This is a genomic window from Mesorhizobium sp. B2-3-12 (genome assembly GCF_006442205.1).
In the GTDB taxonomy this organism is placed as follows: domain Bacteria; phylum Pseudomonadota; class Alphaproteobacteria; order Rhizobiales; family Rhizobiaceae; genus Mesorhizobium.
The window spans coordinates 60125-83332 of the sequence record NZ_VFVR01000014.1 but is presented as its reverse complement, the minus strand read 5'-3'; the positions used below and the strand labels follow the sequence as shown (position 1 = coordinate 83332).

Annotated in this window: 22 protein-coding genes; 11 read left to right on the top strand and 11 right to left on the bottom strand. The window is 64.5% G+C overall.

Features of this window, described 5'->3' with window-relative positions:
• The first annotated feature begins 58 nt into the window (after positions 1 to 58).
• Together FJ948_RS27470 and FJ948_RS27465 are read left to right on the top strand one after the other, a co-directional pair.
• A complete protein-coding gene (locus FJ948_RS27470) occupies positions 59 to 2281 on the top strand; it encodes an OmpA family protein (protein ID WP_140710004.1) in 2223 nt (740 codons plus the stop codon).
• A gap of 384 nt (positions 2282 to 2665) precedes the next feature.
• Complete coding sequence (locus FJ948_RS27465) at positions 2666 to 3190, top strand: TIGR00645 family protein (RefSeq protein ID WP_140710002.1); 525 nt, start codon at positions 2666 to 2668, stop codon at positions 3188 to 3190.
• A 259-nt stretch (positions 3191 to 3449) separates the two neighbouring features.
• On the opposite strand, the gene FJ948_RS27460 is transcribed toward FJ948_RS27465, so the two are convergent.
• A complete protein-coding gene (locus FJ948_RS27460) occupies positions 3450 to 4316 on the bottom strand; it encodes an NAD(P)-dependent oxidoreductase (protein ID WP_140710000.1) in 867 nt (288 codons plus the stop codon).
• A gap of 183 nt (positions 4317 to 4499) precedes the next feature.
• Here FJ948_RS27460 and FJ948_RS27455 point away from each other — a divergent pair, with 183 nt between their 5' ends.
• On the top strand, positions 4500 to 4766 hold the full coding sequence (locus tag FJ948_RS27455) for a type II toxin-antitoxin system VapB family antitoxin (RefSeq protein ID WP_140709998.1): 267 nt from the start codon (positions 4500 to 4502) through the stop codon (positions 4764 to 4766).
• Complete coding sequence (locus tag FJ948_RS27450; protein ID WP_140709996.1) at positions 4763 to 5152, top strand: type II toxin-antitoxin system VapC family toxin; 390 nt, start codon at positions 4763 to 4765, stop codon at positions 5150 to 5152. The genes FJ948_RS27455 and FJ948_RS27450 overlap by 4 nt, the downstream gene beginning before the upstream one ends.
• A gap of 6 nt (positions 5153 to 5158) precedes the next feature.
• Here FJ948_RS27450 and FJ948_RS27445 read toward each other — a convergent pair whose 3' ends face one another.
• Both FJ948_RS27445 and FJ948_RS27440 read right to left on the bottom strand, forming a co-directional pair.
• On the bottom strand, positions 5159 to 5797 hold the full coding sequence (locus FJ948_RS27445) for a helix-turn-helix transcriptional regulator (RefSeq protein WP_140710047.1): 639 nt from the start codon (positions 5795 to 5797) through the stop codon (positions 5159 to 5161).
• 8 nt (positions 5798 to 5805) lie between these two features.
• Positions 5806 to 6678 (bottom strand): S1C family serine protease, encoded by an 873-nt coding sequence (locus tag FJ948_RS27440; RefSeq protein ID WP_140709994.1) that lies wholly within the window; start codon positions 6676 to 6678, stop codon positions 5806 to 5808.
• A gap of 226 nt (positions 6679 to 6904) precedes the next feature.
• Here FJ948_RS27440 and FJ948_RS27435 point away from each other — a divergent pair, with 226 nt between their 5' ends.
• Positions 6905 to 7855 (top strand): trypsin-like peptidase domain-containing protein, encoded by a 951-nt coding sequence (locus FJ948_RS27435; RefSeq protein ID WP_140709992.1) that lies wholly within the window; start codon positions 6905 to 6907, stop codon positions 7853 to 7855.
• A 41-nt stretch (positions 7856 to 7896) separates the two neighbouring features.
• Here FJ948_RS27435 and FJ948_RS27430 read toward each other — a convergent pair whose 3' ends face one another.
• Positions 7897 to 10764 (bottom strand): patatin-like phospholipase family protein, encoded by a 2868-nt coding sequence (locus FJ948_RS27430; RefSeq protein WP_140709991.1) that lies wholly within the window; start codon positions 10762 to 10764, stop codon positions 7897 to 7899.
• A gap of 169 nt (positions 10765 to 10933) precedes the next feature.
• Complete coding sequence (locus tag FJ948_RS27425) at positions 10934 to 11359, bottom strand: VOC family protein (protein ID WP_140709989.1); 426 nt, start codon at positions 11357 to 11359, stop codon at positions 10934 to 10936.
• 67 nt (positions 11360 to 11426) lie between these two features.
• Here FJ948_RS27425 and FJ948_RS27420 point away from each other — a divergent pair, with 67 nt between their 5' ends.
• Together FJ948_RS27420 and FJ948_RS30470 are read left to right on the top strand one after the other, a co-directional pair.
• Positions 11427 to 12020 carry a TetR/AcrR family transcriptional regulator gene (locus FJ948_RS27420; protein ID WP_140709987.1) on the top strand — a complete coding sequence of 198 codons (594 nt, stop codon included), beginning with the start codon at positions 11427 to 11429 and terminating at the stop codon, positions 12018 to 12020.
• A gap of 148 nt (positions 12021 to 12168) precedes the next feature.
• Complete coding sequence (locus tag FJ948_RS30470; protein WP_210242293.1) at positions 12169 to 12264, top strand: putative RiPP precursor; 96 nt, start codon at positions 12169 to 12171, stop codon at positions 12262 to 12264.
• A gap of 36 nt (positions 12265 to 12300) precedes the next feature.
• On the opposite strand, the gene FJ948_RS27415 is transcribed toward FJ948_RS30470, so the two are convergent.
• The 3 genes from FJ948_RS27415 to FJ948_RS27405 all read right to left on the bottom strand — a co-directional run bounded on the left by FJ948_RS27415 (position 12301) and on the right by FJ948_RS27405 (position 15099).
• Positions 12301 to 13116 (bottom strand): oxidoreductase, encoded by an 816-nt coding sequence (locus tag FJ948_RS27415; protein ID WP_140709985.1) that lies wholly within the window; start codon positions 13114 to 13116, stop codon positions 12301 to 12303.
• 91 nt (positions 13117 to 13207) lie between these two features.
• A complete protein-coding gene (fabF, locus tag FJ948_RS27410) occupies positions 13208 to 14509 on the bottom strand; it encodes a beta-ketoacyl-ACP synthase II (RefSeq protein WP_140709983.1) in 1302 nt (433 codons plus the stop codon).
• 11 nt (positions 14510 to 14520) lie between these two features.
• Positions 14521 to 15099, bottom strand: a complete 579-nt coding sequence (locus FJ948_RS27405; RefSeq protein WP_140709981.1) for a TetR/AcrR family transcriptional regulator — start codon at positions 15097 to 15099, stop codon at positions 14521 to 14523.
• A gap of 85 nt (positions 15100 to 15184) precedes the next feature.
• Here FJ948_RS27405 and FJ948_RS27400 point away from each other — a divergent pair, with 85 nt between their 5' ends.
• On the top strand, positions 15185 to 16297 hold the full coding sequence (locus FJ948_RS27400; RefSeq protein WP_140709979.1) for an efflux RND transporter periplasmic adaptor subunit: 1113 nt from the start codon (positions 15185 to 15187) through the stop codon (positions 16295 to 16297).
• Positions 16298 to 16299: 2 nt separating this feature from the next.
• Positions 16300 to 19410 carry an efflux RND transporter permease subunit gene (locus FJ948_RS27395; RefSeq protein ID WP_140709977.1) on the top strand — a complete coding sequence of 1037 codons (3111 nt, stop codon included), beginning with the start codon at positions 16300 to 16302 and terminating at the stop codon, positions 19408 to 19410.
• 186 nt (positions 19411 to 19596) lie between these two features.
• Here the strand turns inward: FJ948_RS27395 and FJ948_RS27390 are convergent, their stop codons facing one another.
• The gene (locus FJ948_RS27390; protein ID WP_140709975.1) at positions 19597 to 20553 is read right to left on the bottom strand and encodes a LysR family transcriptional regulator; all 957 of its coding nucleotides are present in this window, start codon (positions 20551 to 20553) and stop codon (positions 19597 to 19599) included.
• Between the two features lie 108 nt (positions 20554 to 20661).
• Here FJ948_RS27390 and FJ948_RS27385 point away from each other — a divergent pair, with 108 nt between their 5' ends.
• On the top strand, positions 20662 to 21294 hold the full coding sequence (locus tag FJ948_RS27385; RefSeq protein WP_140709973.1) for an FMN-dependent NADH-azoreductase: 633 nt from the start codon (positions 20662 to 20664) through the stop codon (positions 21292 to 21294).
• Positions 21295 to 21348: 54 nt separating this feature from the next.
• Here the strand turns inward: FJ948_RS27385 and FJ948_RS27380 are convergent, their stop codons facing one another.
• Both FJ948_RS27380 and FJ948_RS27375 read right to left on the bottom strand, forming a co-directional pair.
• Positions 21349 to 21648 carry an AzlD family protein gene (locus FJ948_RS27380; RefSeq protein WP_140709971.1) on the bottom strand — a complete coding sequence of 100 codons (300 nt, stop codon included), beginning with the start codon at positions 21646 to 21648 and terminating at the stop codon, positions 21349 to 21351.
• Complete coding sequence (locus FJ948_RS27375; RefSeq protein WP_140709969.1) at positions 21645 to 22379, bottom strand: AzlC family ABC transporter permease; 735 nt, start codon at positions 22377 to 22379, stop codon at positions 21645 to 21647. The genes FJ948_RS27380 and FJ948_RS27375 overlap by 4 nt, the downstream gene beginning before the upstream one ends.
• Before the next feature lie 171 nt (positions 22380 to 22550).
• On the opposite strand from FJ948_RS27375, the gene FJ948_RS27370 reads away from it, so the two are divergent.
• Entirely contained in the window at positions 22551 to 23009 is a 459-nt protein-coding gene (locus FJ948_RS27370) for an Lrp/AsnC family transcriptional regulator (RefSeq protein WP_140709967.1), read from the top strand.
• The last annotated feature ends 199 nt before the right edge of the window (positions 23010 to 23208 follow it).

Here is a 23208-nt window from a genome sequence, read left to right as displayed (position 1 = left end):
GAACCAATTTCGTTAGAAGCGGTTTCGGCAAGGATGGGACCCCACAAGGAGAATTTCGATGAAACGCCAATCCCGGATTCTGGCAGGCACTGCCCTTGGCCTGCTGATGGCGTCCGCGCCGTTAGGCGCAACCCCGCTGCAGGGGACAGCCGCGTTCGGCCCCATGCAACGCGACGCGACACCGCTGATCATCCTGGCGCAGGACACGCCCACCGACCAGGGGCAGGGCGACCAGGAACAGCCGCGCAAGAAGAAGCGCGAGCAGCAACAGCAGACCGAACAGGCGCCGGCCGCCGAGCAGCCCGCTCCAGCGGCCGAGGAACAGCAGCCGCGCAGGAAGAAGCGCGACCAGCAGCAGCAGGCCGAGCAGGCGCCGGCCGGCGAGGCAGCGCCCGCAACCGACGAGCAGCAGCCGCGCAGGAAGAAGCGTGACCAGCAGCAGCAGGCCGAGCAGGCGCCGGCCGGCGAGGCGGCACCCGCAACCGACGAGCAGCAGCCGCGCAGGAAGAAGCGCGACCAGCAGCAGCAGGCCGAGCAGGCGCCGGCCGGCGAGGCCGCACCTGCAACCGACGAGCAGCAGCCGCGCAGGAAGAAGCGTGACCAGCAGCAGCAGACCGAGCAGGCGCCGGCCGCCGAGCAGCCCGCTCCAGCCACCGAGGAACAGCAGCCGCGCAAGAAGAAGCGCGATCAGCAGCAGCAGACCGAGCAGGCGCCGGCCGCCGAGGCCGCACCCGCCAACGACAACCAGCCGACCAAGCCCGGCAGGAAACACAAGCAGGATCAGCAGAACGAGGCGCCGGCCGCCGTGCCGGAGACCGCCCCGACCCCGAAGGAGGCTCCCGCGGGCGAAGCGACGCCGAAGATTGAACCGGCCCCCGCCGGCGAACAGCCGGTCCAGGGCGAACAGCCCCAGGACAAGACGAAGAAACACGGCAGGAAACCGGCTGGCGAACAGCCCGCGAATGGCGAGCAGCCCGCGACCGGGGAACAGCCTGCGACCGGCAAACAGCCCGCCACCGGCGAACAGCCGGCGACGGGAGAGCAGCCCGCCACCGATGGCAAGGCCGCGCCTGTCCAGGGCGAAAACCCCGTTCAGGGCGAAGCACCCGCCGACAAGAACGCCGCTCCGATTCTCGACAGCCAGAAGGATGCCCAGCGTAAGGGCGGCGGCCGCAAGCATGGCGACAACAACGGCCAGCAGAATGGCGAGCAGCAGAATGGCGGGCAGAATGCCCAGCAGGGCGGTGACCAGGGCCAGAAGCCGGTGGTCGCTCCCGTCGACCAGGGTCCGCCTCCAACCGACGACAAGGCTGCCCAGCAGGAGATCAAGCCCGAAAAGATCGTCCCAGTGACGGAAGAAAAGGGCAAGCGCCGGGACCGCGCGCCGGATGAAAACATCCGCGACCGCCAACGCCCCAAGGGCGTCGACGTCCTTAAGGAGATCGGCGACCGCGTCATCATCCAGCTTGGCGGCCAGACGCTCGTCCAGAGCAACGATCGCCCGCGCCTGACCCGCGGCGCCAAGGATGTCTACTACGAGGACCTGCCGCAAGGCCGCACGCGCGAGACGGTCGAGCGCGACAATGGCTTCCGGATCGTCACCATACGCAACCGCTACGGCGACGTCATCCAGCGCTCGCGCATCACGCCCGACGGCCGCGAATATGTGCTGAGCTATGTCGACGAGCGCAGCTACCAGGACGAAAATGACTGGCGCGACCCCGGCGATGACCTGCCGCCGATGCGGCTGACCATTCCGCGCCGGGATTACATCCTCGATTCCGAGGATGTCGAAAGCGACGACGACTACTACACCTTCCTCGAACAGCCGCCGGTGGAGAAGGTCCAGCGCCTCTATTCGATCAACGAGGTCAAGCGTTCGGCCCGCGTGCGTGACATTGCACGGCGTATCGACCTTGACACGCTGAACTTCGAATTCGGCTCGTCTTCGATCTCCGACACCGAGGTGCAGAAACTGGAGGGCGTCGCCAACGCCATGGAGAAACTGCTGAAGAAGAATCCGGCGGAGACCTTCCTGATCGAGGGCCACACCGACGCCGTCGGCACGCCGGAGGCGAACCTTGCTCTGTCGGACCGCCGCGCCGAAGCGGTTGCCGAAGCGCTGACCAATGCCTTCGGCATCCCGCCCGAGAACCTGACGACGCAGGGCTATGGCGAGGAGTATCTGAAGGTCGACACCTCGGCGCCCAACCGCGAGAACCGGCGCGTCGCCATCCGCCGCATCACCTCGCTGGTGGCGCCGGTGGCCAGCAACAACTGACCATGATCGCGAAAAGCGAAAGCCGCTTTTCCGAGAGGATCATGGTCCGTCAAATGTCTGCTTTTCCAGAGGCTTGAGGCGGCCTCTGGAATCAGATCGGCAAGAAGGACCCATGCCGGCTCACCGCGGTGGGTCCTTCTTGCCTTCAGCTGCCCGGTTCAACAAGAATTGTCCAGGCGTCAGGCTCCGCTCATTGAATAGCGAAGCCGCCTACCCCAGATTCAGGGCTGGGCGTTCCCTGCCCCGTCCCGACTCCAGCGGGACGCATTGAGCCCCGCCGGGTCCCCTCTCCGGCGGGGTTTTTTGCTTCCGATTTTGTCTTGCAAACCGCCCCCGGGTGGCCGAAATACGCCCCGACGGACAAGAGAACCAGCGGAACCACCTATGAAGCGTCTCGAACTCGCCATCGAATCGATCATTCTTGCCTCGCGCTGGCTGCTGGTCGCCTTCTATATCGGGCTCGGCCTCGCTCTGGCCGTCTACGCGCTGTCGTTCTTTAAGAAACTCTACGAGTTCATCACCACCGTCTTCCTGCTGGGCGACACCGACACCATCCTGAAGATGCTCGGGCTCATCGACGCGGCCCTGGTCGCCTCGCTTGTGGTGATGGTCATCATCTCGGGCTACGAGAACTTCGTCAGCCGCTTCGACGCCCAGGCTGGCGAGGGCGGCGTGCACTGGCTGGGCACGATCGATGTCGGCTCGCTGAAGGTCAAGGTCGCCTCGACCATCGTCGCCATTTCCTCCATCCACCTGTTGCAGGTGTTCCTCAACTCGTCCTCCTATTCGACGGACCAGTTGATGTGGCTGACCATCATCCATCTCGCCTTCGTCGTCTCGGCGCTGATGCTGGCCTATATCGACCGGCTGATGGGCCTGAGCAAAGGCAAGAAGGAGGAGATAGGCTGAGACTCGACAAAGACGGAGTTGAAGGCTCCCAGACTTCGTCATCCCAGGGCGGAGCAGCCGGGTAGCGGCGTCGCGAAGACCCTGGGATTCATTCCGTGACATCGGCCGTAGAGTGCAGGGGCGCGGAATTCCGCACCGCGGCAACGCTCCGGAGTCCCGGAATGGATCCTGGGTCTGCGCTGCGTCGCTTCGCTCCTTGCTTCGCCCCAGGATGACGAAGTGGAGCCAATTTCCAAGTGATACGTCCGGCGTCGAAAGGCTAGTATATGCTCTTGATATTCGTCTCGGTACGCGCGAACACCTCGTCCGGCACGAAAAAATCTCCGGCCAGCGGGCCGGTGGCACCGGGCGCATAGGGGGAAAAGTCGCTGACACCCTCGGCGCGCAGCACCTCCTCGTCGATGTAGAAATTGCCTGTCGCCTCGCGCGATGGCCGCATGAAAATCGCGTGCGCGGCATCGGCCATGATGTCGGGCGAGCGGCTCATCGCCGCCACGGTGGCGCCGCCCAGCAAGTTGCGCACCGCGGCCGTGTCGATGGTCGAGATCGGCCACAGCGAATTGACCGCGATGCCGTCCTTGGCGAATTCCGCGCTCATGCCCAGCGTGCACATCGACATGCCGAACTTGGCCATGGTGTAGGCGACGTGGTTCTTGAACCATTTGGCCTTCATGTCGAGCGGCGGCGCCAGATTCAGGATGTGAGGATTTTTAGCCAACTTCAGGTGCGGAATGCACATTTTGGACACGAGGAAGGTGCCGCGCGTGTTGATCTGATGCATCAGATCGTAGCGCTTCATGTCGGCTTCCAGCGTGCCGGTGAGGTGGATGGCGCTGGCATTGTTGACGCAGATATCGATGCCGCCGAATGTCTCGACAGTCCTGGCGACCGCCTCGGCGACCTGCGCCTCCTCGCGGATGTCGCACAGCATGGGCAGCGCCTTGCCGCCGGCCTGCTCGATCTCCTGCGCCGCGCTGTAGATGGTGCCCGGCAGCTTCGGATGCGGCTCGGCGGTCTTGGCCGCGATCGTCACATTGGCGCCGTCGCGCGCGGCCCGCAGCGCGATCGCCAGCCCGATGCCGCGCGACCCGCCGGAGATGAACAGCGTCTTTCCCTTGAGCGACATTTCCTTGCGCCTCCCTGCACTCTTTTCGTCGGCACGATCCTTGCCCGCGCTGCGGCGGGATACAAGAGCTTGCGACGGGAAGCCATGGTGACGCAGCGGAGGCTGGCCAGGTTGGGAATGCAAAAACTGTTTGGACTGGCAGGCACGCGGGTATATATTCTATACAAATAGGAAGATTATAGAATGGCGCTATCGATCAAGAATATGGAAGTCGAGCAGCTGGCGCGCGAACTCGCCCATCGCCGACGCGTGTCCGTGACGGAGGCTATCCGTCAGAGCCTTGAGCGCGAAGTTGCGCGCGAGAGGCTGGTGCCACGTGACGAAGCAAGCGACCTGCTTCAGCGGCTGATGGCAATTGCCGACAGCGCGGGAAAAATCCCCGAACGCGAAAATGCGATGACGGACGACGAAATCCTCGGTTACGACGAGTTCGGAATCCCCACGAAATGATCATCGATTCCTCGGCTCTCGTCGCCATACTGCGTGTCGAGCCCGGCTTCGAACGATTCGTGCTCGCGATCACGCAGGCCAAGAGACGGCTGCTGGCGGCGCCAACCTTTCTCGAAACGACGATGGTGCTCGCGGGCGGCAGGCAAGACGAAATCCTGGATCGTCTCGACAGCTTCCTGCGCACCGCCTCGATCGAGACAATCCCCTTCACCGCCGACCACGCCGCCGTCGCCCGCCAGGCCTTCCTGCGCTATGGCAAGGGCCGGCACCCGGCGGCGTTGAATTTCGGCGACTGCATCGCATACGCCACGGCGAGGCTCGAAGCCATGCCATTGCTTTTCAAGGGCGATGACTTTCGTCTGACCGACATCGAAGCGGCGGTCTGAGCACTATCAGACCAGAACCAGCCCCTGCCGCATCGCAATGGCGATGGCATCCGTGCGATTGGCCGCACCCAGCTTGATCAGGATCGCGGCGACATGGAACTTCGCCGTGTGAACCGAGATGTTCAGCCGCCGCGCGATGACCTTGTTGGGCGCCCCCTCGGCAAGCAAAGCCAGCACCTCCGCCTCGCGTGGCGACAATGCCGGGCGGGGGGCGTGTTCGTCCAGAGCTTCATCCTCGAACGGCTCGCCATCTCCGGCCTGGAAATCCCCATAATGTCCGGGCGTGCGGCCATCGCCCGAGACGCGATAGCCGGCCGCCGCCAGCCGCGCCGCCGCGGCGATCAGCAGGTCGTCGGCGCCAGCGGGCATGACGGCAAACACCTCCCCGGCGGGCCGCTCGCCGCCAGCGCGCCCCGAGAGCAGCACCCGGGGCAGCGAGGCCGGCACGGCATCACCGCTCCTGTCGTCGACGATGGCAACGTCGGCCCTGCCGCCGCCGGCCACGACCGGCAACAGGTCGTCGCTGGCGGCAAGCGAGGCCGCCAGGCGCTCGGCACGCGCGGCATCGGCAAGCGCGACCAGCACCATCAGCCGCCGCGAGGCGGCGCTGTCTGTCCTGATCCGGTCGCTGGCCAGCGTTTCCATCATTGCTCTCAGCTCAACGGCTTTTCGCCGACGGTGAGCCGGACATCGCGCTGTTCGCCGCCGCGCACCACCCCAAGCGTCACCGAAACGCCGGCGCTGTCGGGTCCAAGCTTGCGGATCAGTTCGCGCGGGCCATGCACCGCCTCGCCATTCCACGCCACGATGATGTCGCCGAGCGAGAGGCCGGCGGCCTTGGCCGGGCCATTGTCGTCGAGGCTCATGACCATCGCGCCTTTCGCGTCGCGGTCGCGCACCGGATGCAGGCCGGCGCCGAGATAGCCGCGTGCGACATGGCCCTTTTCGCGCAAGGTGGCGACGGCCCGCTCGATCGTCTCGTAGGGCATGACCAGCGCGCGGCCGCGCGGCCCGAACAAAAGCATGCCGATCAGCGCGCCCTTGGCGTCCAGCACCGGGCCGCCCTCGAAGCGGCCGCCGGCGCCGACGGCCAGGTTGATGCGCCGGTCGATGGTGCCGCCGCGCATCGAGCGCCAGGCCGGACCAACCTCGCCGACCGAGCCGGACACCGCCAGCGCCGAACCCTGGCTGCTGCCGATGGCAATGGCGATGTTGCCCGGCAGCACGGCATCGGCCTTGGCAAGCACAGGCGCGGTGGCCGCATCCGTGGCCTTCAGCAGGGCGACGCCCGTCGATGGATCGCGGCCGACCAGTTCGGCCTTCACCGTCTCGCCGGAGGCCAGCGTCAGTTCGATCTCCTCGCCGGCCTCGACGGCTTCCTCGGCGGTGACGAAATAACCGTCGCCCCAATGGAAGGCACTGGCCGTGCGGTGATGATGGGTGGCGAAACTAGCCGTCGCGGGAGCCACCTTGGCGGCCAGATCGGCGATGGCGTCCGAAAACGCGCTCAGATTGAAGTCGCTCATATGGGTCTCCTGGGTTTCTTGCATGTCCCAGATATCGCTCGACGGCGCGCTCGCAGGTACTCGCCTGACGGCTAGTTGCTGGCTGCACTGGCCATCTGGTCAGGTCGCGACGCTTCCGGCCGCTCCGCACATATAGTGCGTGTCGCCCAAAAGTGCTCAGCGGTTTTGGGAGAACGACACAGACGGAAAATAGTCATCCCTACGCCTGAGAACACGGAGCCCTTCCATGGCCCTTGCCGCCGCCAAATTCGAACCCGACGAGACCTTGCTCGATGCTTATTCCTCGACCGTCGCGGACGCGGTCGACCGCATCGGCCCGGCCGTCTGCCGCATCGAACGCATTGGCGGCCAGGGCGGCCACGGCTCGGGCTTCGTCATCGCGCCGGACGGGCTGGTCGTCACAAATTTCCATGTCGTGGGCGACGCCAGGACGGTGCGCGTCTCGATGCCGGACGGCGCCTCCAGCGAGGGCCGCGTGCTCGGCCGCGACCCCGACACCGACATCGCCCTGGTGCGCGCCGACGGCAGCTTCGCCGATGTGGCGCCGCTCGGCGATTCCAAGCGGTTGCGGCGCGGCCAGATCGCGATTGCCATCGGCAATCCGCTCGGCTTCGAATGGACGGTCACCTCGGGCGTGGTCTCGGCGCTCGGCCGCTCGATGCGCGCCTCGACCGGGCGGCTGATCGACGACGTCATCCAGACCGATGCCGCGCTCAACCCCGGCAATTCCGGCGGCCCGCTGGTGTCGTCGGCGGGCGAAGTGATCGGCGTCAACACCGCCATGATCCACGGCGCGCAAGGCATTGCCTTCGCCGTCGCCTCCAACACCGCCCGGTTCGTCATCTCCGAGATCATCCGCTTCGGCCGCGTGCGGCGCGCCTTCATCGGCGTTTCCGCCGACACCACCAATTTGCCGCGCCGCGCCGCCCTTCTGTCGCAAGTCTCGACCAGCACGGCGGTGCGCCTGCGCAGCGTCGAGAAGGACTGCCCGGCCGCCAAGGCAGGCCTCAAGGAAGGCGACATCATCGCGGCGATAGACGGCCGCCCGGTCACCGGCGTCGACGACCTCGTACGCATGCTCGACGCCGAGCGCATCGGCCGCGAGACCCTGTGCACGGTGGTGCGCCGCACGGGCGTCAGCCAGGTGGCGGTGACGCCGGTGGCACGCGCGAGCTGACGATCCGACACGGCGGGCGAACCTGCCGCCCGCCCACTGCCTTAGCTGATCTCCTGTCCCTGATTGCCCAGACGCATCTTGAGCAAGGTGACCAGGCTTGCCTGCATGCTGTCCAGGCCTTGGGTGCTGGCGGTCTGCTGCCGCTCGCGAAGAGCCACGCGCATGGCATGAAATCCAAGCGCGCGGTAGGCTTCCATCTGCTCTTCGGAAAAGAACTGATCGCTTGTCGGTTCATTGGGAAAAAGCGGGTATCGACGTTCGTAATCCAGGACGTAGTCGGGCTCGTCACCGGTCACCGACGCCTTGACATAGACCAGGATGCCTTCGACCGGGTCATTCTCATAGAGGATCTTGCCCACGGCGAAATGCCGCAGATGCAGCTCCGAGTCCGGCGGGACGATCTTGGTGCGGTTGGCGTCACGCGCCAGCGCGGCATCCCTGACCGGTCGCCACTCGAGCGAGATGCGTACGCCGAGATCGATCCTGGCGAAACGCTGGACATCGGTGAAAGCGCCGAAATTCATGCCGGCATCGGCTTCGGCGTCGACCACGATGATCAGCTTGCACCTGCGCTTGAGCAGTTGGTAGAGGCCGATATTGTCGATATGGCCGCCATCGGTGATGTAGACGCGCGAACTGTCCGACCTCAACTGCCCTGTCGCCTCCGCCAGCAGATACAGCCGCAAAATGTCCTCCCAGCTGCGCCGGGGAGTATCCTCCTCGGCCGCGGACAAGGCCGGTCTCGCGCGCCTGTCCTCAAACGCCTTCCCACTCGGATTGGGCAGCCAGAATCCCAGCCGCAGGTTGAGCAAGGCCAGTGTCGGCCCGAGCAGGCCGAGACTGATGCGCCCCATGCTCGAGGAAATGGCGGCCCCCGAGATCGCCGCGGCCGCCGCGAGGTCCAGTTGCCCCTCTTCCTTGACCATCGCCTTGGAGCGCGCGTACCCGGTGGATTCACTGCCGACGAAATGTTTTGAAAACAGAAAGAATTCGGCGTTGCGTCCCCGTTTGCTCGGGTCGACCCCTGTCGGACTTTTAGCCGCCGGTGGTGGAGGCCGGCGGTCTGGCTGGACGATATCCGGCCCGCCCCACCAGGCCCGCAACCTTATGGCCGCGGCTATCTTTGTTCCCAGCCATCGAATGGCGCTGGCGGTGAAAGACTTTCTCGGAGGATCGGCGACCTGCCTGGCGTGGCGGACATTCAAGGTGCCGTTTATCAGGAGATAAGGCGCCTTCACGCCGAGGTCCTTCAACCCGATGTCCGCCATCCCTTCACTGCCGCCGAGCTGGAACGCCCACCGCAGCCGGTCGCGGTAGAGGCGGTGCAGGCCATTGGCATTCTCGGTGAAATTGAAGGCCACCGTTATGACGATGGCGGTGATGGCCAGGTAGTTGAGCAACACCGTGAATTCATCCGGATGCCAGACACCTCCCGACTTCCTGGCGGCCACCGCGAACACGGCTGAACCCGTCAGGGCCAGCAGCACCTTGACGACCACGGATCCGCTGTAGTCATGCATCATCGCGGCAAAGAAGCTGGTGAGCCGGCCGGGCTCGAGATCGTCGGCCAGATAGCGGACCGCGAAGGTTCGCCCCACGAGGAACAGCGCCATGCAAACGACCAGGACGGTGAACAGGAGGTGGCTGTTGGCGGTTAGCCAGGTCGGGCCATAGGCATAACCGGTGGCACGGCCGAATATCCACGGTACATCGATGCCGAAGATCGAGAGCGAAGATATATCGATGCCGCTGACCAGAATCGGAGATAATTTTATGCCCCAGAGCGTGATCAGCAGAAAGAAACCGTAGATCAGCAAGGGCAAGGCAAGCCCCAGCGCCAGGAATGCCGCCCGCGCCAGATAACCACGGATCTGGTGCCCGATCTTCGGAGAATTCAGCGCCTTCTGCACCCAGGAAATCAACAGGCCCCTGAAAGCCGCCGTTGCGGTGACAATGGCCGCCGCGGCCGTGATCAACCCCTTGAGCGTTTCCAGCGTGGTCTGCCGGTGGCCGTATTTCGGCGAGGTCACCTCGATCAGCCACAGGATGATCTTGGGCTGCACTTCAATCAGGAACAGGCTGGCCGTGACCAGCAGCAGGGTGCGGCCATCCTTGGCCCACAGGCTGTCCTGTTCCAGGTGCTCGCCTTTGCGCGCGGTGGCGTAGCTGTCGGAATAGGATCGCCGCAGCCCCCATCCAACCAACCAGACGGCGAAGATCACCAGGGCCGAGCGAGACAGCACGAAAGGATTGGCGATCATCGATCGCAAGCTGGCACCCCATCCCGTCTTGCCCCAGTCATCTCCCAACAGCCAGTCGGCGACGTCGAGAACGATGCTGTGCCCGAGATGGCCGGTGGTCGGGTTGGTCAGGATGACGAATGTCGCCAGTGGCAGGACAAGGGTCAGCAGCAGCAGGAAATTAACCATCCAGCCGCGCATGAGGATACCGATCGACAGGGTAATGTCGCGAAAGCCGCGCGGCGCCAGAAAACGGCTGTTGTCGCGAATGTGGCCGACGAGCTCGTTGTCATGCACGTCATCGCCAGAGGCGAAGGGGAAATCGAGCTGACCGTCCTTGCCCGTCCTCGCCTGCTCGAGTTCCTGACGCGTCATGTCGGCGACCATTGCCGATCCGATATAGCCGCCACCCGACACGGTCGACAGATAGTCGATGCGAGGTGTGAGCTTGTATTGGTCGAGCGCCTGCAACGCCCCAAGGCAAAATGAAGCCGACCTTATGCCGCCGCCTGAAAGCGCGACACCGAACAGCCAGGCTGGATCACGCTTGGGCACGGAATCGGGCTTGCCGCCGCTGGCGTCGTTCGAAACCTCCACGCCCAGTCTCCTGCGGCGCTGGATGATCGAACGATATTCCGACCGCAGAACCGTCTTGAAGTCCGTGGCCATGGCTTCCCCCGACGCCCACCATTATTCAGACAATACAACAGGCAAAGAAGTTTTCCGCAAGGATTATTGCACGTCGGAAGTTGAATCGGTGCGGTACTATCGGCATCTTTGAAAATTACAAGCAATTGTAATGGTATCCGCGTCATCCCCCGCCGATTTTAGCCGAGGATCAACCCCCCGCGGCACCCTGCGCATACTGCGCCAGAAATTCCTCGCTGGGCGGGATCGGCTTGATGATGTCGATCAGCACGCCGTTGGGATCCTTGGTGATGAAGTGACGCTGACCAAATGGCTCGTCGCGCAGCGTTCGCAGGATAGGCAGGCCGGCAGCCAGGATCCGCGCATAGACCGCATCGGGGTCGCGAACCTCGAAATTGATCAGCAGGCCCGAGCTCCGCCCTCGCCCCTCCTCCGGGATCGTCTCATGGTCTCCCTGGACGATGCCAAGGTTGACGCGCCTGTTATCCGCCGATTGCAGATGCACGTACCAGTCGCTTTCAAACAGCGGCCGGAAGCCGAAATGCCTGACATAAAAGGCCGCCGTTCCGGCGACATCGCCCGTCATCAGCACCGGATAGTAGCTCGTCGTCTTCATCTTTGCCTTCTCCCGTCAATTAACATACAGTCTGCATGTAAATCGTATTAACATACAGGCTGCATGTATGCAACAGGGATCCACCCGCCGCTCGAACCGCGACCGCACCGAGGCGACGCGCGCCGATCTGATCGCGGCGGCACGCAAGCTGTTCACGGAAAAATCCTATGCCGAGACCGGTACGCCGGAGATCGTCGCCGCCGCCGGCGTGACGCGCGGCGCGCTCTACCACCACTTTGCCGACAAGCAGGCGCTTTTCGCCGCCGTGGTCGAGCAGGAAGCCGCGGCGGTGGCGCGGGAGATCGACCGCGCCTCCCCGCCCTCGCTCAGTGCCCGCGATGCGCTGATTGCCGGATCCGACGCCTATCTTGCCGCCATGCGCGCGCCCGGCCGCACGCGGCTCCTGCTGCTCGACGGCCCGGCCGTGCTCGGCCGCGCCGCCATGGATGCCATCGACAACCGCCACGGCAACCGCTCGCTGCGCGAAGGCCTTGTCGCGGCAATGCGCGCACGGTCGATGACAAAGCTGCCGGCGGAGGCGCTGACGGCCCTGCTCGGCTCGGCTTTCGACCGCGCGGCGCTGGCCATCGAGGCGGGTGCTTCAGCCGAGGATTACCGCGCCGTTCTGACGGCGCTGATCGATGGCTTGTCCCGCGCATAGTTGACGAGCCAACGGCCGCCTGCCTCCTTCCAATCGAGGGCAGGCATCGCGGTGAGGACGAAAACCGCCGCGCGACGCAACCCGAACCCGTGCGATGTCGTTATGTCTGGGCTCGCCCACCCGTGCGGGTCCATATCGGGACGGACACATGAAGAAGACCTATGAAAAACCGACATTACGCAAGCGCGGGAAATTGACCGCCCGCACGGCGCAGATCGTTGTTTCCGGGGTGACGGTGATCTAGTGATTTCCGGGCACCAGCCGCTGGCGTCCGCCCGTCTCAGAGCGGCAGCCCGAGCTGCTTTCGCAGGCTCTTGTCGAATGCGGATGCGGGGACGAAACGGCGCAGAAGACTGACCTGACGCGCCATTTTTCCCGCCGCGTAGCGCCTCTTCGGAGTGGGATCGGTGGCCGCTTTCAGGACCGTCGCCGCCACCACTTCGGGGGCATCGCCTTTTTCCATCGATTTTCGCACGCTCAGGGTCATGCCAGCGCGCGCCCCGTCATAGATATCGAGCAGCCGGTCGGGGGCGGCGAGATTTTCCTCGAATGAGGTGCGGGTATAAGCGGGCTCGACCAGGGCAACGCGAATGCCGAATGGGCGCAGTTCGTGGTCGAGCGATTCGGAGTAGCCCTCGACGGCATGTTTGGTCGACGCGTAGAGCGCGAAATAGGGTGCCGGGATGAACCCCTGCACCGAACTCAAATTGACGATCCTGCCCTTTCCCTGGCGACGCATGGCCGGCAACACCGCGTTGGTCACGCGCAGAACGCCGAAGACGTTCACGTCGAACAGCGCCTGAGCCTGGGCGGTCGAGGACTCCTCCGCACCGCCAAACAGACCCATGCCGGCATTGTTGACAAGCAGGTCGATGCGCCCGGCCTGAGCCAGCACGTCATCGACCAGCTTCGCCACGGACGCGTCATCGGTCACGTCGCAGGCCAGCATGGTGACACCGTCGGTTTTTTTGCCTGTCGCGCGACGGCTGGTTCCAAAGACGCGAAAACCCGCGTCGAGCAGGGCTTTGGCGGTTGCCTGCCCGATGCCCGAGGATGCCCCTGTCACCAGGGCGACACCAGGATTGGTCTTGTTCATGAAAATCGCTTCTTTCTTTGTTCTGGATTGCGTTTCGCCACAGGAACTTGGCGAATTGGGAAAACAGCAATGTTGAGTGGCAAGGCCTCGATCACCGGCCGCCTCCGGTGGTCGCGCGGGCCGACTTCTCCGTCCAACGCTGGAACAACGCGCTGGCGTTGACCCCGCCAAAGCCGAAGCCATTGGCAATCGCGTAGTCCATTTCCATCGGCCGTGCGTGGTTCGCGACAAAGTCGATCCCGTCGCCGGCCGGATCGGGAGCACTGAGGTTGAGCGTCGGCGGCGCGACCTGATCCCTCAGCGCCTGGATCGTGAAGATGGCTCCAAGCCCGCCGGCGGCTCCGAGCAGGTGCCCGGTCGCCGCCTTCGTTGCGCTGACAGCTATGCCGAAATCCGAGCCGAAAGCCCTTTTGATCGCCGCGATCTCTCCCGCATCGCCGACCGGCGTGGAGGTCGCGTGCGCATTGAGGTGGCGGACCTCCCGGGCCGAAATGCCCGCCTGGGCGATCGCGATCTCCATGGCTCTGCGCGCACCGTCGCCATCCTCGGGGCCGGACGTGATGTGATAGGCATCCGCCGTCGTGCCGTAGCCGACGAGCTCGGCCAGCGGCTTGGCGCCGCGCGCAAGCGCATGGCTCAAGGCCTCGACGACGAGGATTCCGGCGCCTTCGCCCATGACGAAGCCATCACGCAACATGTCGAACGGACGGGAGGCCTCGTCGGGACGGTGATTGAACGAGGTCGACAGCGAGCGTGCCGCCGCGAAACCGCCGAGACTGACGGTATTGATGCAGGCTTCGGTGCCGCCGCAGACCGCGATGTCGGCCTCATTGGCGCGGATAAGGCGCGCGGCGTCGCCGATCGCCTGAATGCCGGCCGCGCACGCCGTCACCGGAGCGCCGAGCGGACCCTTGAAGCCGTGTCGGATCGAAACCTGTCCCGCCGCCATGTTCACCAGGAACGACGGCACGGTGAAGGGTGAGAGACGCCGGACACCGCGCTGGTCGACGGTTCGCACGGCGTCGGTTATTGCTGGAAATCCTCCGATACCCGAAGCGATGATCGTCGCGGTGCGGACCCTGTCATCGTCCGAGACCGGCTTCCATCTCGCCTGGGCCAGCGCCTGTTCCGCCGCAGCCAGAGCGAAGAGAATGAAGCGGTCCGCCCTGCGCTGTTCCTTCGGAGCCAGGACGGTATCGGGATCGAAACCGGCCTCGGGGTCGTCCCCCAGGGAGGGAACCGTTCCGCCGATCTTCGCCGGCAGGTCCGCCACCGCGTCATCGGCAAGCCTCCTTATGCCCGAGCGACCCGCCAGGAGACGCGCCCATGACGTTTCAACATCCGCGGCAAGGGGCGTGACCGCGCCCATGCCTGTAACAACAATCCGTCGCATCTGTTCTCCTATCAAGCAGCGACAGCTTCGCGAACCTGTTCGGTCGCGGCATCCAGAAAGGCCTGGGCGAGATGGCGGTCATTGACGGCCCGCGAGAGGACGACCGCACCGACCATGGTCGAGAGAATGGCCTTGGCCTTGCCGGTGTCTTGCTCGCCCTGGGCGCCGCCAACCCAACTGCCGAGTAGCTCGAGATATTCCCTGATCCCGGCTTCGAATGACGCTTTCACGTCGTTGCCCTGCCTGGCCGCATCCGAGCCGAGCGCCACAACCGGACAGCCGTCCAACTTCTCTTCGCGATGTCCGGCACTAAGATAGAACGCCACCACCGCGGCAAGCGGGTCATCGGGATTGGTCTCGGCCGCGGCGGTCCATCGGTGGGAAGCGTGCTCCAGGGCCCGCCGCGACGCCTGTGCGGCCAGGTCCTCCTTGGACGTAAATTGCTTGTAGAAGGCGCCTTGGGTCAGCCCGGCGCCCTTCATCAGATCCTTCAGTCCAATGCCGTCGAAGCCGTGCTCTCGAAAAAGCCGGCTTGCCACATCGATCACGGTTTGGCGGTTTTGCTCCGCCTGACTGCGACTTACCCGCATCGCCATCTCCTTTTTTGGATTGCGTTCATAATCTATATCAGATATAGAGTGCGAACGCAATCTATTTTGACACGAGGCGATGGGCATGAAAAAGAGACTGGTTGTTGGGCTGGGGAGCATCCTGGTCGTCGGCTTGGGGGTGACGGCGTTCGTCACACTTTCCATTCGCACGCAGCTAGCCTCCGCCGCTGGCGACCCCAGGCAGGAACCACCGGTCGTGCGATTGGTTACGGCAGCGGAGGTGCCCGGATCCGACCGCGGCTTCACAGGCACGATCGCGGCGCGGGTGCAGAGCAACCTTGGCTTTCGCGTCCCCGGCAAGATCATCGAGCGGCTTGTGAATGTCGGCGAGCAGGTCAAGGCTGGCCAACCGCTGCTGCGGATCGACGACACCGATCTGGCCCTTGCGCTCACCGCGAAACGCAACGCCGTTGCCGCCGCCCGCGCTGTCCTGGTTCAGACCAGTGCCGACGAAAAGCGCTATGCCGTTCTGGTCAAGAAGGAGTTGGCGGCAACCCCGCAGCGCTACGAACAGGCGAAGGCGGCGCTTGATACAGCAACGGCACAGCTCGCCGCCGCGGAAGCCGAAGCCAAGGTCGCGGAGAACGAGGCGGCCTATTCCGTCCTGAACGCCAACGCCGATGGAACCGTCGTCGAAACGCTTGGCGAGCCGGGACAGGTTGTCGCGGCGGGACAGACAGTAGTTCGGATCGCGAACGCCGGCCCCCGCGAAGCGGTGGTCGCGCTTCCTGAAACGATCCGACCGGCGATCGGCTCGGTGGCCGAAGCCGGCTTGTATGGAGGCGACGGGCGGCATTATGCGGCGCATCTGCGGCAGCTGTCGGACGCCGCCGATCCCCAGACCCGTACCTATGAGGCCCGTTACGTGCTCGACGGCGAGGCCGCGGCCGCACCGCTTGGCGCGACGGTTACCATCCGGCTTGCGAGCCAGGCGAGTGAGCCGGAAGTGCAGGTGCCGCTGGGGGCCGTGCTGGATGATGGCCAGAGGACCGGCGTTTGGACCTTGGACGGGGCAACCTCGACCGTGCATTTTCAGCCCGTCAAGCTGGTTCGTTTGACCAACGAAACCGCCGTGATCTCCGGGCTGAGCTCCGGCGCTTCGATTGTTTCGCTCGGCGCTCATCTCCTGAAGGAGGGCGCTCACGTCAGGACCGCGTCCGAAAACGGGAGCAACTGACGGTGAACCTCAACCTTTCAGCGATCGCCGTTCGCGAGCGAGCCGTCACCCTTTTCTTCATCATTCTGCTGGTTGCCGCCGGCGCCTACGCCTTCCTCATGCTTGGACGGGCGGAGGATCCCAACTTCACCATCAAGACCCTGACGGTCACGACGGCATGGCCGGGCGCGACGGCGCGTGAGATGCAGGATCTCGTCGCCGAGCCGTTGGAGAAGCGGCTTCAGGAGCTGACCTGGTACGATCGTGTCGAGACGACGACACGGCCAGGCTATGCCTATCTGACGGTCACGCTGAAGGACAGCACACCGCCATCCAGTGTGCAGGAGGAGTTCTACCAGGCCCGCAAGAAGCTCGGCGACGAAGCCCGCAACCTGCCCCCCGGCGTGTTCGGTCCCTTCGTCAATGACGAATACTCCGATGTCAGCTTCGCCCTTTACGCCCTCAAGGCGAAGGGCATGCCCATGCGCGAGCTCGCCAGGCAGGCCGAGACCATTCGCCAGGATCTTCTGCACGTGCCTGGCGTCAAGAAGATCAACATCCTCGGCGAACGCCCCGAGCAGATATTCGTCGAGTTTTCCTATGCCAAGCTCGCCACCCTCGGCGTGTCGGCACAGGACATCATTGCCGCCTTGCAGCGCCAGAACACCGTCACACCGGCGGGCTCGATCGATACGCAGGGGCCGCAGGTCTTCATCCGGGTCAACGGGGCCTATGACAGTATCCAGACGATCGCCGACACCCCGATCGTCGCCGCGGGCAGGACGTTGAGGCTCTCCGACATCGCCGATATCAAGCGCGGCTACGAGGATCCCGCCACCTACGTCATCCGTCACCAGGGCGAGCCGACCATCATGCTCGCGGCGGTGATGCAGGAGGGCTGGAATGGTCTTGAACTCGGCAAGGCGCTGGAGGAGAAGTCCGCTTCCATCGCACAGACGCTGCCGCTCGGAATGACGCTGGCCAAGGTCAGCGACCAGGCGGTCAACATCGGCTCGTCGGTCAACGAGTTCATGCTCAAATTCGCGATGGCGCTCGGCGTGGTGCTGCTGATCGCCCTGATCAGCATGGGTTGGCGCGTCGGCATCGTCGTGGCGGCCGCCGTTCCCCTGACGCTTGCGGTCGTCTTCCTCATCATGCTGGAAACCGGCCGGTTCTTCGACCGCATCACGCTCGGCGCCCTCATCCTGGCGCTTGGCCTTCTCGTCGACGACGCGATCATCGCCATCGAGGTGATGGTGGTGAAGATGGAAGAGGGCATGGACCGCATCAAGGCGGCGGCCTATGCGTGGAGCCATACCGCGGCGCCGATGCTGTCGGGCACGCTGGTGACGATCGCCGGGTTCCTGCCGGTGGGCTTCGCGCACTCGACGGCCGGCGAATATGCCGGCAACATCTTCTGGGTCGTGGGGTTCGCCCTCATCGTCTCCTGGGTCGTCGCTGTCTTCTTCACCCCGTATATGGGCGTCAAGATGCTGCCCGCGATCAAACCGGTCGAAGGCGGCGTCCACGCCATATACGACACGCCGAACTATCGGCGGCTTCGCCGGCTCATCACCTTTGCCGTGCGCCACAAGTTCGTGACCTGTGCTGCCGTCGGCATCGTCTTCGCGCTTTCGGTTGTCGGCATGGGCGGTCTCAAGCAACAATTCTTCCCGACATCCGATCGCCCCGAAGTGCTGGTCGAAGTTCGGTTGCCCGAAGGCACCAGCATCGGGACGACGACCGCCACGGTCGAGAAGCTGGAACACTGGCTTGGCGAGCAGCCGGAGGCCAAGTTCGTCACGAGCTACATCGGTCAGGGCGCCTCGCGCTTTTTCTTCGCCATGGCGCCGGAACTGCCGGATCCCGCCTTCGCCAAGATCGTCGTGCTGACCCCGGACGCGGAGACGCGCGAGGCTTTGAAGCACCGGCTGCGCGAAGCGGTCGCGACAGGGCTTGCCCCCGAAGCGAACATCCGCGTCACGCAACTCGTGTTCGGACCTTACACGCCGTTCCCGGTCGAGTTTCGGGTCATGGGACCTGACCCCGAGCAATTATACGCCATCTCCGAAAAAGCCCTCGACGTCATGCGGGGCGTCCCGGACGTGCGGCAGGCCAACCGCGATTGGGGCAACCGCACGCCCGTACTGCGCTTCATTCCGGATCAGGATCGGCTGAACCTCATTGGCCTGTCGCCGGCGGAGGTGGCCCAGCAGCTCCAGTTCCTCCTCACCGGCATCCCCGTCACGCAGGTCCGCGAAGACATCCGCAATGTCCCGATCGTGGCCCGCAGCGCCGGCGCGGAGCGGCTGGACCCGACACGCCTGGCGGATTTTTCGCTGATGAGCCGTGACGGGCGCCAGATCCCGCTGGACCAGATCGGCCACTCGGAAATCCGCCTGGAGGAGCCGATCCTGAAGCGGCGTGATCGCACGCCGGTCATCACGATCCGCTCGGACATCAATGAGGCGACCCAGCCTCCGGAGGTTTCCAAGCAGATCATGACGGCTCTGCAGCCGCTGATCGCGTCCCTTCCGGCCGGCTATCGCATCGAATTGGGTGGATCGATCGAGGAGGCTGAAAAGGCCAACACCGCGCTGGGTAAGGTCTTACCCCTCATGATCGCCGCCATGCTGATCGTGATCATGCTGCAGGTGCGATCCTTCTCGACGATGGCGATGGTCATGCTGACGGCACCGCTGGGTCTTGTCGGCGTGGTGCCGATGTTGCTCGCCTTCAACCAGCCCTTCGGATTCAACGCCATTCTGGGCCTGATAGGACTGGCCGGCATCCTGATGCGCAACACGCTGATCCTGACCGAACAGATCAAGGAGAACCGTGCCGCCGGTCTTGACGACTATAACGCCGTCATCGAGGCCACCGTGCAGCGCACGAGGCCCGTGATCCTGACCGCACTTGCCGCCGTGCTGGCCTTCATCCCCCTCACCCACTCCGTCTTCTGGGGTTCGATGGCCTATACGCTGATCGGCGGCACGGCGGCGGGCACGGTGCTGATCCTGCTGTTCCTTCCAGCGCTCTATGTCGCGTGGTTCCGGATCAAGCCGGTTGCGGATGCTGTCGATGAGGCCCCGGCGGAGGAACCGGAGCCGCGAACCGCAATGGCTGCCGAATAGGCGGTACGGCGGCAATCCGCCGGCAGCTCGGATGGGGCGCCAACTCAGCGTTCGCGGCCCAGCCCTGCATTGCGCGCGTCGAGCTAGAGCAATTCCAGGAAAAGTGTGTAACGGTTTTCCGTCCGGAATTGCGTGAAAAAGAAAGAGTTAGAGCGGGTCGGCGATTCTACCAAACGCTGAACCGCTCTAAAGGCCCGGCGCGTTGGGAACCTCCGGTTCCTCCTCGGGCACCTCGCCTGGCTCGAACTCGTTGAAGCAGCCGAGCCCACGCTTGAAGCGGTCGATCAGCCAGGCGGCGGCCGGCTTCGGGCTGCGGTCGTTGCGGTGCATGGCAAACAAGGGCGAACTCACTTCCTTGTAGGGCTCGAGATCAAGCTCCACCAGGCGGCCAGTCGCCAGATCGTCGGCGATCAACCAGCGCGGCAGTCCGCCCCAGCCCAGCCCCTCGCGCATGAGGATGTGCTTGGTGCGCATGTCGGTCAGTCGCCAGGTGCGGTAGGCGAAGACACCGTAATCGCGTCCCTTGGTGCGCTCGGACTGGTCGGTGACGACAAGCTGGGTGTGTTCGCGCACATCCTCGAGCGCCACCGGCCTCGGCAGCAGGGCCAGCGGGTGGTTGGGCGCCGCCGCCGGCACCAGCGACATGAAGCCGATGCGCACGAGATGCACGTCTACCTCGCCCAGCAGGCCGCCTATGCCGAGATCGGCTTGTCCATTGACGACGAGATCGGGAATGAGGCCGAGCGTGCCGATATGCAGGCGCAGCATCACGGTCGGGAATTGCGCCTCGAACGCCTTCAGCACCCGCACCAGAACCGGGGAAGGCAAAGCCACGTCGACCGAAAGCGCCACCTCGGCCTCCAGACCGTGATGGAGGCCGTCGGCGCGCGAGCGGATGCGCTGCAGCACGCCCACCATGCGCCGCGCGTCTTCCAGCATGGCCCGGCCGATCTCGGTCAGCTGCGGCACGCGCGTGCCCTCGCGCTCGAAGAGCTTCAGCCCCAACTGCGCCTCGAGATTGGCGATGCCGTAGCTGATCACGGATTGCGCCCGGTTGAGCTTGCGGCCGGCGGCCGAGAAACTGCCGGTGTCGGCAACGGCGACTAGGATCTGGAGTTGGTCGAGCGTCGGATTGGGCTGCATCAGCATATCCATTTGGTAGATGGTTGATATAGAAAATATACCGGTTTACCGGATGGGTCGATAGCCCCATATGCGAGGGGACAATTCATTCCACTGGAGAGACCCGCTATGTCCATTCTTCTCGTTACATCGAGCCCGCGCGGCGCTGCCTCGCATTCGACCCGCATCGCCACCGAATTTGCCCAGAAGCTTCTCGCCGCCGACCCGTCGAACACGCTGGTCGTGCGCGACCTCGTCGCCAACCCGCTGCCGCACATCGATACCGACTATGCGACCGGCATCTATACGCCCGCCGAATCCCGCACCCCGCGCCAGGCCGAAGTGGTCGGCGTTTCGGACGCCGTGCTCGATGAGCTCTTCGCCGCCGACACGGTGATCCTGGCCACCGGCTTCATCAACTTCAACATCTCCTCGACGCTGAAGTCCTGGGTCGACCACATCTCCCGCTCCGGCAAGAGCTTTGCCTATGGCGAGAACGGCCCCAAGGGCCTCGTCACCGGCAAGAAGGTCTATGTCGTGCTGGCTTCGGGCGGCGTCTATTCGGAAGGTGCGGCCGTACAGTTCGACCACGCCATTCCCTATCTGCGCGGCGTGCTCGGCTTCCTCGGCATGACCGATGTCGAGGTTATCCGCATCGAGGGCGTCGCCATGGGCCCTGACGCGGTGGATGCCGCGCTCGCCAAGGCAACGGCCAAGGTCGATGCCGTGGTAGCCAGCCAGCAGGCCGCCGCTGCCGCTTAAGGCTCCCGATCATCCGACCTCGAAAGGCAGGCCTTCGCGCCTGCCTTTTTCATTTCAGCCGATCAGATGCCTGAGAACCCCCGTCGCGGCCACGCCGATCAGCACGGTCGGCAGCATGGACAGGCGCGTTGCCGCCGCCAGCGTGATGGCCAGCGCCAGGAGATCAGCAGGATTGCGCGACACGAAGGCCGGCGCGATGACGGAGATCAGCACGCAACCGGGTGCCGCCTCCATCACCGCGGTCGCACGCGCGCTCAGCACGCGACTGCGCAGCACGACATAGCCGCCGATCCGCGTGAGATAGGTGACGCCGGCCATCAGCACGATGGTGAGAACCGTGGTCGCGTCGATCATGCATCACCTGCCATCAACCACGCGGCAAGCAGCCCCGACACCGCGCCGGCCGCCACATACCAGGCGCCGGGAACGAAGAGATAGACAAGCGCGGCCACTACCAGGCTGACCAGCCACGGCCGCGCCGCCGCCGCGCCTTTCCACATGCCGCGCATCAGCACCAGGAAGACAGCCGGAAACGCCATGTCGAAACCGTAGATCTCGATATCGCCCAGCATCGGGCCGAGCAAGGCGCCGAGCGTCGTGAAGGCCACCCAGGCAAGATACATCGCCAATGCCGCGCCCATATAGTAGCGCGAGCTGAAGGCCGGTTTGACCCCCGCGGTGGCACGCTGCTTGGCGTCGGCCAGGCCCAGCGCCCAGCTTTCGTCGCACATGAAGAACAGCGCCGTGAAGACCTTGCGCCGCGGCAGCTCGCGCAGGAACGGCGCCAGTGCCGCGCCCATCAGCAAATGACGGCTGTTGACCAGGAAGGTGATGGCGACGATGAGCAGGATATGCGGCGGCGACGTCCACAGCTGGATCGCCGCGAATTCCGAACCGCCGGCGAAATTCAGCCCTGTCATCATGGGCAACTCGACCGCGCTCAGCCCTTTCTGCGTCGCCTGGGCGCCAAGCACCAGCGCGTAGGGAATGGTGCCGAGCAGGACCGGCACGCAGGACGCCACGCCACGGCGGAACTCCGATCCCGAATCGCTGCCGGCTGCCCCGACTGCCTGTGAAACGCTCATACTTCTCCACCGGCGGCTTTGCGGCCGCCCCTTCCGGTTTGCGTCTGGAATTCGTGATATCGGCGGCCACATTACAATCAGCTCTCCGCAATTTGGTTGCGAAAATTGTTGCGTTCCATTAAATTTCGGCATTCACTGCCGATAATATTCAAAAGAATGGAATCGCACGCCGTGAAACTGGACGAGATCGACAAGCGTATCCTGCGGGCATTGCAGCGTGACGGCCGCAGGGCCAACAATGATCTTGCCACTCAGGTAGGGCTGTCGCCCTCACCTTGCCTGCGGCGCGTCAAGCTTCTCGAGGAAGCCGGCATCATCGACCGCTACGTCGCCGTGATCAATCCGGCCAGCATCGGCAAGGGCCTCACCTTCTTCACCCGCATCTGGCTGAAGGCGCAGGACGAGGACACGATCGAGCATTTCGCCAGCGAGGTCGCCAAGCTGCCGCAGGTGATGGAATGCTATCTCATGCTCGGCGACTGCGACGCTATGGTGCGCGTGGTGGCCGCCGGCATCGACGACTACCGCCGCTTCCAGTCGGAGCATCTGAGCCGCATCAAGGGCGTCCAGAACGTCAAGACCGACGTGCCGAGCCAGACGATCAAATACACGTCGGAACTGCCGATCTGATCATCGAGACTCGGAGAGACCATCAGAGTCGCGCAATGACGGTCTGACGAATTGGCTCTGGCGCCGCTCCACAACAGCCAAACTTAATGGTGGACGACGGCGACCACAGGCGCGACTAGCACAGGTTCTACTGCCATCTCGACGCCCAGGGCACCTGGGGCGTGTTGGCCCGGCGGCATCGGACGATAAGGATCGGCTG

What these genes read in the sequence shown, in the direction of transcription:
- FJ948_RS30470 (WP_210242293.1), top strand. Translation starts at nt 12,169, where the DNA reads ATGAAGAAGACCTATGAAAAACCGACATTACGCAAGCGCGGGAAATTG.
- FJ948_RS27400 (WP_140709979.1), top strand. Translation starts at nt 15,185, where the DNA reads ATGAAAAAGAGACTGGTTGTTGGGCTGGGGAGCATCCTGGTCGTCGGC.
- FJ948_RS27450 (WP_140709996.1), top strand. Translation starts at nt 4,763, where the DNA reads ATGATCATCGATTCCTCGGCTCTCGTCGCCATACTGCGTGTCGAGCCC.
- FJ948_RS27405 (WP_140709981.1), bottom strand. Translation starts at nt 15,099, where the DNA reads ATGCGGGTAAGTCGCAGTCAGGCGGAGCAAAACCGCCAAACCGTGATC.
- FJ948_RS27425 (WP_140709989.1), bottom strand. Translation starts at nt 11,359, where the DNA reads ATGAAGACGACGAGCTACTATCCGGTGCTGATGACGGGCGATGTCGCC.
- FJ948_RS27455 (WP_140709998.1), top strand. Translation starts at nt 4,500, where the DNA reads ATGGCGCTATCGATCAAGAATATGGAAGTCGAGCAGCTGGCGCGCGAA.
- FJ948_RS27385 (WP_140709973.1), top strand. Translation starts at nt 20,662, where the DNA reads ATGTCCATTCTTCTCGTTACATCGAGCCCGCGCGGCGCTGCCTCGCAT.
- FJ948_RS27420 (WP_140709987.1), top strand. Translation starts at nt 11,427, where the DNA reads ATGCAACAGGGATCCACCCGCCGCTCGAACCGCGACCGCACCGAGGCG.
- FJ948_RS27390 (WP_140709975.1), bottom strand. Translation starts at nt 20,553, where the DNA reads ATGCAGCCCAATCCGACGCTCGACCAACTCCAGATCCTAGTCGCCGTT.
- FJ948_RS27470 (WP_140710004.1), top strand. Translation starts at nt 59, where the DNA reads ATGAAACGCCAATCCCGGATTCTGGCAGGCACTGCCCTTGGCCTGCTG.
- FJ948_RS27440 (WP_140709994.1), bottom strand. Translation starts at nt 6,678, where the DNA reads ATGAGCGACTTCAATCTGAGCGCGTTTTCGGACGCCATCGCCGATCTG.
- FJ948_RS27465 (WP_140710002.1), top strand. Translation starts at nt 2,666, where the DNA reads ATGAAGCGTCTCGAACTCGCCATCGAATCGATCATTCTTGCCTCGCGC.
- FJ948_RS27375 (WP_140709969.1), bottom strand. Translation starts at nt 22,379, where the DNA reads ATGAGCGTTTCACAGGCAGTCGGGGCAGCCGGCAGCGATTCGGGATCG.
- FJ948_RS27380 (WP_140709971.1), bottom strand. Translation starts at nt 21,648, where the DNA reads ATGATCGACGCGACCACGGTTCTCACCATCGTGCTGATGGCCGGCGTC.
- fabF (WP_140709983.1), bottom strand. Translation starts at nt 14,509, where the DNA reads ATGCGACGGATTGTTGTTACAGGCATGGGCGCGGTCACGCCCCTTGCC.
- FJ948_RS27435 (WP_140709992.1), top strand. Translation starts at nt 6,905, where the DNA reads ATGGCCCTTGCCGCCGCCAAATTCGAACCCGACGAGACCTTGCTCGAT.
- FJ948_RS27430 (WP_140709991.1), bottom strand. Translation starts at nt 10,764, where the DNA reads ATGGCCACGGACTTCAAGACGGTTCTGCGGTCGGAATATCGTTCGATC.
- FJ948_RS27445 (WP_140710047.1), bottom strand. Translation starts at nt 5,797, where the DNA reads ATGGAAACGCTGGCCAGCGACCGGATCAGGACAGACAGCGCCGCCTCG.
- FJ948_RS27415 (WP_140709985.1), bottom strand. Translation starts at nt 13,116, where the DNA reads ATGAACAAGACCAATCCTGGTGTCGCCCTGGTGACAGGGGCATCCTCG.
- FJ948_RS27460 (WP_140710000.1), bottom strand. Translation starts at nt 4,316, where the DNA reads ATGTCGCTCAAGGGAAAGACGCTGTTCATCTCCGGCGGGTCGCGCGGC.